We start from the raw sequence: 6860 nt of genomic DNA on the forward strand, positions 1-6860 counted from the left end.
CGCCAAGAAGGCGCCCGCTGCCAAGAAGGCCCCGGCCAAGAAGGCTCCGGCCAAGAAGACCGCGAAGAAGGCCTGAGCCGACTTCGACGATCACCCCGAAAGGGCCGCATTCCTCACGGAGTGCGGCCCTTTCGTCGTCCGTGCAGCGGGCCGATCCGACGCAGCACCTCGGCCGAGCAAGGGCCGACGCCGAGCCTGATCGCGGCCTCGAGCCCGGCGACGTCATCGACGTCGCGGCGCAGTGTCGGCCATTCCCCGCCCAGGGCTCGCGCGCCGGAGTCCGCGTGGGCGGACGCCGATCCCGCTCCGAAGCGCGGGTCGAAGTCCTCGTAGGACGCGCTGTAGAGCGTGGTGCCGGTAGCGTCCGCGTCCGCCACGAAGCACGGCGCGGAGGGGACGTCGGCGAGTGCCGCGGCGAGGTCGGCCGGCACGAGAGCCGGAAGATCGGCGCACAGGGCGACGGGCCGCAGGTCCGGCCGCTCGTCGCCCAGGAATGCCGCCCCGTGGCGCAACGCCGCGTTCAGCCCCCCGCCCGGGTCGGCGCAGGTGTGCGCGCCCCGCGCCGCGAGCGTCGCTGCGAAGCCGGCGTCGTCGCTGACCACGAGCACGCCCGCGACGTGGTCGGTCCGCAGGCACACGTCGACCACGTCGGTCGCGAACGCCGCCGCGAGAAGGGCGCGTTCGGGATCCGGCAGGATCGAGAGCCGGGACTTGCCGGTCCCTGGCGACTTCACCGGCAGCAGCACGGCGAACGAGCCCGGACGCGTGAACACTCCCGAATCCTGACAGGTCGGTCGTCGTGCCCAGGAGTGGGCGTGGTCACTGACCGGTAATCTCCATGCTCGTGACCGTTCGGAAGCTGCGGGAGAAGCGAGGCTGGGCCTTCGGCATCGCCGTCGCCATCGTCAAGCCGACCTTGCTGGCGGCGACCCGCCACGAGTGGATCGGCGTGGAGAACCTCCCGGAGCGGGGCGGCTTCATCATCGTCCTCAACCACATCTCCCACGCCGACCCGCTGACGGCTGCGCACCTGGTCTACGAGCACGGCTACAAGCCCCGGTACCTCGCGAAGTCCGGCCTGTTCGACAACAGGGCGCTCGGCTACTTCCTGCGCAGTGCCGGGCAGATCCCGGTCAGGCGCGACACGAAGGATGCCGTCGGGGCGTACTCCGCGGCGGTCGACGCGGTGCGTGCCGGGCAGTGCGTGGTCATCTACCCCGAGGCCACGATCACCCGTGACCCCGACCTGTGGCCGATGAAGGGCAAGTCCGGCGCTGCCCGGATCGCCCTCGAGACCGGGTGTCCTGTGATCCCGGTCGGCCAGTGGGGCGCCCACGAGATCCTGCCGCCGTACACCAAGCGTCCCCACCTCGTGCCGCGCCGCAAGGTCGTGATGCGTGTCGGCCCGCCCGTCGAGCTCGACGATCTGCGCGCGAGGGAGCGGACGACCGCGGTCGTCAACGAGGCCACCGCTCGGATCATGGCCGCGATCACCCATCAGCTGGAGCTGGTGCGCGGCGAGACCGCGCCGGCCGAGCGCTACGACATGGCCGTGCACGGTGACCGGTTCAAGAGGAACAAGAAGGCGGCGAGCTGATGGGCAACCTGTTGGGCAAGAAGGTCGCGGTGCTCGGCGCCGGCTCGTGGGGGACGGCGTTCTCCATCGTGCTGGCCGATGCCGGCAACGACGTGTGCATCTGGGCGCGCCGCGAGGAGGTCGCCGCGTCCATCAACGAGAGCCACGAGAACACCGACTACCTCGCCGGCATCGAGCTGCCCCGCGCGATCAGCTCCACCCACGATCCCGAGCAGGCGCTCGCCGGCGCGGACGTCGTCGTACTCGCCGTGCCCTCGCAGTCCCTGCGGGAGAACCTGCCCACCTTCCTGCCGTACGTCGACGACGAGGCTGTGCTGGTCTCGCTGATGAAGGGCGTCGAGCTCGGCACCCTCAAGCGCATGTCCGAGGTGATCGCCGAGGTCGGTGACATCGCCGAGGACCGCATCGCCGTCGTCAGCGGGCCCAACCTCGCCCGCGAGATCGCGCGCCGCGAGCCCGCCGCGTCGGTCGTGGCCTGCGCCGACGAGGGCGTCGCCACCAGCCTGCAGAAGAGGCTCCACTCACCGGCGTTCCGGCCCTACACCAGCGTCGACGTGCTCGGCTGCGAGTACGGCGGCGCCTACAAGAACGTCGTCGCTCTGTGCGTCGGCATGGCGGTGGGGCAGGGCTTCGGCGACAACACGACCGCCTCCCTCATCACCCGTGGCCTCGCGGAGACTGCTCGGCTCGCGATGAACCTCGGCGCCAACCCGCTCACCCTGATGGGTCTCGCCGGCCTCGGCGATCTGGTCGCCACCTGCTCGTCGCCGCTCTCGCGCAACCGCACCTTCGGGGAGAAGCTCGGCCAGGGGATGACCGTCGAGGAGATCTACGCCTCCACCCGCCAGGTCGCGGAGGGCGCCAAGTCCTGCTCGTCCCTGCGCGCGCTCGCGGCACGCACCGGCATCGACGCCCCGATCGTCGACGCCGTCGACGAGGTCGTCCAGGGCCGCCTCACCACCTCCCAGCTGATGGACGCGTTCATCTCCCGCGACACCAAGGCCGAGCTGAGCTAGCCGCGACCCGGCGCATGCTGACCTCGGATGAGCGTCGCCCCGGCGCATCCTGACCTTCTGCAAGGTAAGGACGGGCCGGGTCGACGACGTTTGCGGGTCAGGACGGGCCGGGTCGCGGTCAGGCGTTGATCCGGTCCAGGGCCTGCTTCAGGTCGTGCCAGAGGTCCTCGACGTCCTCGATGCCGACGGACAGGCGCACGAGCCCGTCGGGGATGGTGGCCGGCTCGAGCTTCCAGCGGCGCCGGCGCTCGAAGGTCGACTCGACCCCGCCCAGGGACGTGGCGTGCACCCACAGGGACGTCGCCCGGACCAGGAAGTCGCCGGCGTCCGCGCCACCGGCGAGGACCGGCGCGACGATCGCGCCGAAGCCGGGATAGCGGACCTCCTCGACGGCGGGATGGTCGGCGAGGCGACGGGCGAGCTCCGCCGCGTTGGCGGCAGCCCGCTCGAGGCGCACGGGGAGGGTGCGCAGGCCGCGCAGGGCCAGCCACGTCTCGAACGGCCCAGGTACGGCGCCCGCGAGGTCGCGGCGGCCCTTGAGGGCGCCGTACACCTCCTCGTCGGCCACCACGATCGCGCCCATCAGGACGTCGCTGTGCCCGGCGATGTACTTCGTCGCGGAGTGCACGACGATGTCGGCCCCCAGCGACAGCGGCTGCTGGAGCAGGGGAGTGGCGAAGGTGTTGTCGACGACGACCCGGATCCCGAGCTCGTGGGCGGCCGCGACCAGGGCCGGGATGTCGGCGACCTCCAGGGCAGGGTTGGTGGGCGACTCCAGCCACAGCAGGGCGCAGTCCTCGTCGGCCCGCAGCGCCGCGATCACGGCGGCGGTGTCGCTGGTGTCGACGAGGCTCGCCCTGAGCCGGCCGCGCGACTCGGCGTCGGCGAGGGCGGCCACCGAGCCGTTGTAGGCGTGCCGCGGCGCGATGACGCTGCCACCGATGCCGACCAGGTCGAGGATGGTGGTGACCGCGGCCATGCCGGAGGCGAACGCGAGCGCGCGCCCGCCCTCGAGCGCTCCCAGCGTCTCCTCGAAGGCCGACCAGGTCGGGTTCCCGAAGCGGCCGTACTCGAGGTCGCCCGTCGCGCCGTACGTCGAGGTCATCGTGATCGGCACGTTCAACGGCTCGTCCGGCTCGTGCGGAGGACGCCCGGCCGTCACCGCGATGGTCGCGGGGCGCAGCGCCGGAGCGGCGGAGGACGGGTCATGCGCAGGTGCGGACATGCCCCAAAGGTAGGGTCTTCGGCGATGAGCTCTCCCACCGGCCGCCGTGTCCGCGTCGCTGTCGTCTTCGGCGGCCGCTCCAGTGAGCACGCCATCTCGTGCGTGACCGCGGGCAGCGTCCTGCAGGCCATCGATCGGGAGAAGTACGACGTCATCCCGGTCGGCATCGCGACCGACGGCCGTTGGGTGCTGGAGGCCGATGACCCGCAGCGCCACCGGATCACCGGCCCGGGTCGGTTGCCCGCAGTGGACGGCGACCGCGCGGCCGTCAGCCTGGCGCCCACCAGCGACGGCACCGGCCTGGTCGTCAGCGAGCCGGCGCGGACTCCCCGTGCCCTCGGTGACGTCGACGTCGTCTTCCCGCTGCTGCACGGTCCCTGGGGCGAGGACGGCACCATCCAGGGACTCTTCGAGATGTCCGACGTGCGCTACGTCGGCTCCGGAGTGCTGGCGTCCGCGGTCAGCATGGACAAGGCGTTCATGAAGGTGGTCCTCAAGGACGCCGGCCTGCCCGTGATGCCGAGCGAGACCGTGACCGCGCGCCAGTGGGCCGCCGACCCCGCGTCGGTCCGCGAGCGCGTCGCCGCGCTGGGCTACCCGCTGTTCGTGAAGCCCGCCCGCGGCGGGTCCAGCATCGGCATCGCGAAGGCGCACACCCCCGACGAGATCGACCAGGCGATCGAGGGTGCGCTGGCGCACGATCCGAAGGTGTTGGTGGAGGTGTCGGCGGAGGGCGCCCGCGAGGTCGAGTGCGGTGTGCTCGAGACCCTCGACGGCGGCGCGGAGACCAGCCTGCCGGCCGAGATCCGGATCACCGGCGAGCACGAGTTCTACGACTTCGAGGCGAAGTACCTCCCCGAGGAGAACACCGAGCTCGACGTGCCGGCCGTCCTCCCCGAGGGCGTCGAGGCACGGATGCGGGAGATGGCCGCCCGGGCCTTCCTGGCCGTCGGCTGCGAGGGCCTGGCCCGCGTCGACTTCTTCCTCATGCCGGACGGCTCGCTGGTGGTCAACGAGCTCAACACGATGCCCGGCTTCACGCCCCTGTCGATGTTCCCGCGGATGTGGGCCGCCACCGGCCTGGAGTACGCCGACCTGGTCGACCGGCTGCTCACGCTCGCGCTCCGGCGCGACACCGGCCTGCGCTGATCCGCGTCCGACCGGAGGCCCGCCAGCGGGTCAGTCGCAGTCGTCGACCAGGGTGAGATGCTCCTTGATCGGCGTGGCGAGCACCGCCATCGCGGCGGGTCCGGCGTTGGGCCGGTAGCGCGCGGGGATCGTCACCTCGACGCGGGGCCGGTAGCCCGCGGCGGTCACCGTCAGGTCGAGGTCCTGGTCGTCGTACTGCTCCTCGGGGATGTAGTAGCCGACCCCGTTCGCGGACTCGCACGACGCCGCGAGGTCGAAGCCCTTCGGCGTGGCGACACCGCAGCGGACCACGATCGCGGGGTCGCCGTACGCCGCCGCCGGCGCGTCGTCCGGGTCGATCTCGACGCGCTTCTCGTCGGCGAGCGTGCCGGGAAGGTCGGCGGCGAAGTCCTCGCAGGCGGCGCGATCCGCAGCCGACAGCCGCGGGACCTCCACCTCGACCGGGCCGCCACAGGCGGCCACCAGCACGGTGAGCGGCAGAAGGAGGGCGACCCGGCTCAGATGTGGACGACGGGGCACGTCAGCGTGCGGGTGATGCCCTCGAGGTTCTGCACCTTGGAGACGACGAGCTTGCCCAGCTCGTCGACGTTGCGGGCCTCGGCGCGCACGATCACGTCGTAGGGGCCGGTGACGTCCTCGGCAAGCGTGACGCCGGCGATCGCGCCGACCTCGCGGGCGACCTCGGCGGCCTTGCCGACGTCGGTCTGGATGAGGATGTAGGCCTGCACCACCATGGGTTCACGCTCCCGCCGGAGAAGTTTGTGGAACGCCTCAACCTACCCCGCCGAGGCCGTCCAGCAGAACTCGTGAGCCGCTCGACCTACCCACGGGTACGTCTGGTGGGATGGGGACATGGCAGACGCGATCAGCCCGGACACGACATTGGCGGACCTCGGGGAGTTCGGCCTGATCGCGCAGATCGGTGAGATCGTCGCCACCACCGCGCCGGGCGACGACGTCCTGCTGGGCCCCGGGGACGACGCCGCGGTGCTGCGCGTGCGCAAGGGCCACGTCGTCGTGTCGACGGACATGCTGGTCGAGGGCCGCCACTTCCGCCGCGACTGGGTCGACGCCGTCGACGTCGGCCACCGCGCCGCGGCGCAGAACCTCTCCGACATCAACGCGATGGGCGGCCGCGCGCAGTGGCTGACCGTCGGGCTCGCCACCCCGGCCGACCTCCCCGCCCAGTGGGCGCTCGACTTCGCCCGGGGCTTCGCCGAGGAGTGCGCGGCCGTCGGCGCCGGCCTCGTCGGCGGCGACGTCACCCGCGCCGACCAGGTCGTCATCTCGGTCACCGCGATCGGAGCGTGCACCGTCTCCCCGGTGCTGCGCTCCGGTGCCGCTCCGGGCGACGTCCTCGCGCTCTGCGGCCGCCAGGGCTGGTCCGCCGGCGGACTCGCCGTCCTCGGCCGCGGCTTCCGCTCGCCGCGCGTCCTCGTCGACGCCTACCGCCGGCCCGCGCCGCCGTACGACGCCGGGCCGATCGCCGCCGAGGCCGGAGCCACCGCCATGATCGACGTCTCCGACGGCCTCCTCGCCGAGGCCGCCCACCTCGCCGACGACTCCGGCGTGAGCATCGACGTCGAGACCGGGACCTTCGTGATCCCCGAGCCCCTCCTGGCCGTCGGCCAGGCGACCGGCGCGGACCCGCTGCAGTTCATCCTCGGCGGGGGCGAGGACCACCCCCTGCTCGCCACCTTCCCGCCGGGCGCGACGCTGCCCGAGGGCTGGACCCGGATCGGCTCGGTCAGCGCCCGTGGAGAGCTCCCCGTCACCGTCGACGGAGCGGCGTACGACGGCCCCACCGGCTGGACCCATTTCTGAGCTGTCTCGGCCGAGCGTGTCGCCCGGTCGGGTGGGGTCGCCAGCCCTC

The 6860-nt window shown here is 72.4% G+C and carries 8 protein-coding genes; 4 read left to right on the forward strand and 4 right to left on the reverse strand.

What is annotated here, in order from left to right:
* Positions 1-113 precede the first annotated feature (113 nt).
* Positions 114-773, reverse strand: coding sequence for a 2-phospho-L-lactate guanylyltransferase (cofC, locus tag FHP29_RS07610; RefSeq protein WP_139622250.1), 660 nt, complete (start codon positions 771-773; stop codon positions 114-116).
* 71 nt (positions 774-844) lie between these two features.
* On the opposite strand from cofC, the gene FHP29_RS07615 reads away from it, so the two are divergent.
* Together FHP29_RS07615 and FHP29_RS07620 are read left to right on the forward strand one after the other, a co-directional pair.
* Entirely contained in the window at positions 845-1597 is a 753-nt protein-coding gene (locus FHP29_RS07615) for a lysophospholipid acyltransferase family protein (RefSeq protein WP_139622251.1), read from the forward strand.
* Positions 1597-2613 (forward strand): NAD(P)H-dependent glycerol-3-phosphate dehydrogenase, encoded by a 1017-nt coding sequence (locus FHP29_RS07620; RefSeq protein ID WP_139622252.1) that lies wholly within the window; start codon positions 1597-1599, stop codon positions 2611-2613. Before FHP29_RS07615 ends, FHP29_RS07620 begins: the two co-directional genes overlap by 1 nt.
* 118 nt (positions 2614-2731) lie before the next feature.
* Here the strand turns inward: FHP29_RS07620 and FHP29_RS07625 are convergent, their stop codons facing one another.
* Positions 2732-3838 carry a trans-sulfuration enzyme family protein gene (locus FHP29_RS07625; protein WP_139622253.1) on the reverse strand — a complete coding sequence of 369 codons (1107 nt, stop codon included), beginning with the start codon at positions 3836-3838 and terminating at the stop codon, positions 2732-2734.
* 24 nt (positions 3839-3862) lie between these two features.
* On the opposite strand from FHP29_RS07625, the gene FHP29_RS07630 reads away from it, so the two are divergent.
* Complete coding sequence (locus tag FHP29_RS07630; RefSeq protein ID WP_139622254.1) at positions 3863-4987, forward strand: D-alanine--D-alanine ligase family protein; 1125 nt, start codon at positions 3863-3865, stop codon at positions 4985-4987.
* A 30-nt stretch (positions 4988-5017) separates the two neighbouring features.
* Here FHP29_RS07630 and FHP29_RS07635 read toward each other — a convergent pair whose 3' ends face one another.
* Both FHP29_RS07635 and FHP29_RS07640 read right to left on the reverse strand, forming a co-directional pair.
* Positions 5018-5506 carry a DUF3515 domain-containing protein gene (locus tag FHP29_RS07635; RefSeq protein ID WP_139622255.1) on the reverse strand — a complete coding sequence of 163 codons (489 nt, stop codon included), beginning with the start codon at positions 5504-5506 and terminating at the stop codon, positions 5018-5020.
* A complete protein-coding gene (locus FHP29_RS07640; protein ID WP_139622256.1) occupies positions 5485-5721 on the reverse strand; it encodes an Lrp/AsnC family transcriptional regulator in 237 nt (78 codons plus the stop codon). Before FHP29_RS07640 ends, FHP29_RS07635 begins: the two co-directional genes overlap by 22 nt.
* Positions 5722-5851: 130 nt before the next feature.
* On the opposite strand from FHP29_RS07640, the gene FHP29_RS07645 reads away from it, so the two are divergent.
* On the forward strand, positions 5852-6811 hold the full coding sequence (locus FHP29_RS07645) for a thiamine-phosphate kinase (protein WP_240044384.1): 960 nt from the start codon (positions 5852-5854) through the stop codon (positions 6809-6811).
* Positions 6812-6860: the final 49 nt, after the last annotated feature.

It is taken from the genome of Nocardioides albidus, from assembly GCF_006335005.1.
In the GTDB taxonomy this organism is placed as follows: Bacteria; Actinomycetota; Actinomycetes; order Propionibacteriales; family Nocardioidaceae; genus Nocardioides; species Nocardioides albidus.

Excerpts from the sequence above, each read along its gene's own strand:
- FHP29_RS07620 (WP_139622252.1), top strand. The coding sequence starts at position 1,597 with ATGGGCAACCTGTTGGGCAAGAAGGTCGCGGTGCTCGGCGCCGGCTCG.
- FHP29_RS07625 (WP_139622253.1), bottom strand. The coding sequence starts at position 3,838 with ATGTCCGCACCTGCGCATGACCCGTCCTCCGCCGCTCCGGCGCTGCGC.
- FHP29_RS07630 (WP_139622254.1), top strand. The coding sequence starts at position 3,863 with ATGAGCTCTCCCACCGGCCGCCGTGTCCGCGTCGCTGTCGTCTTCGGC.
- FHP29_RS07640 (WP_139622256.1), bottom strand. The coding sequence starts at position 5,721 with ATGGTGGTGCAGGCCTACATCCTCATCCAGACCGACGTCGGCAAGGCC.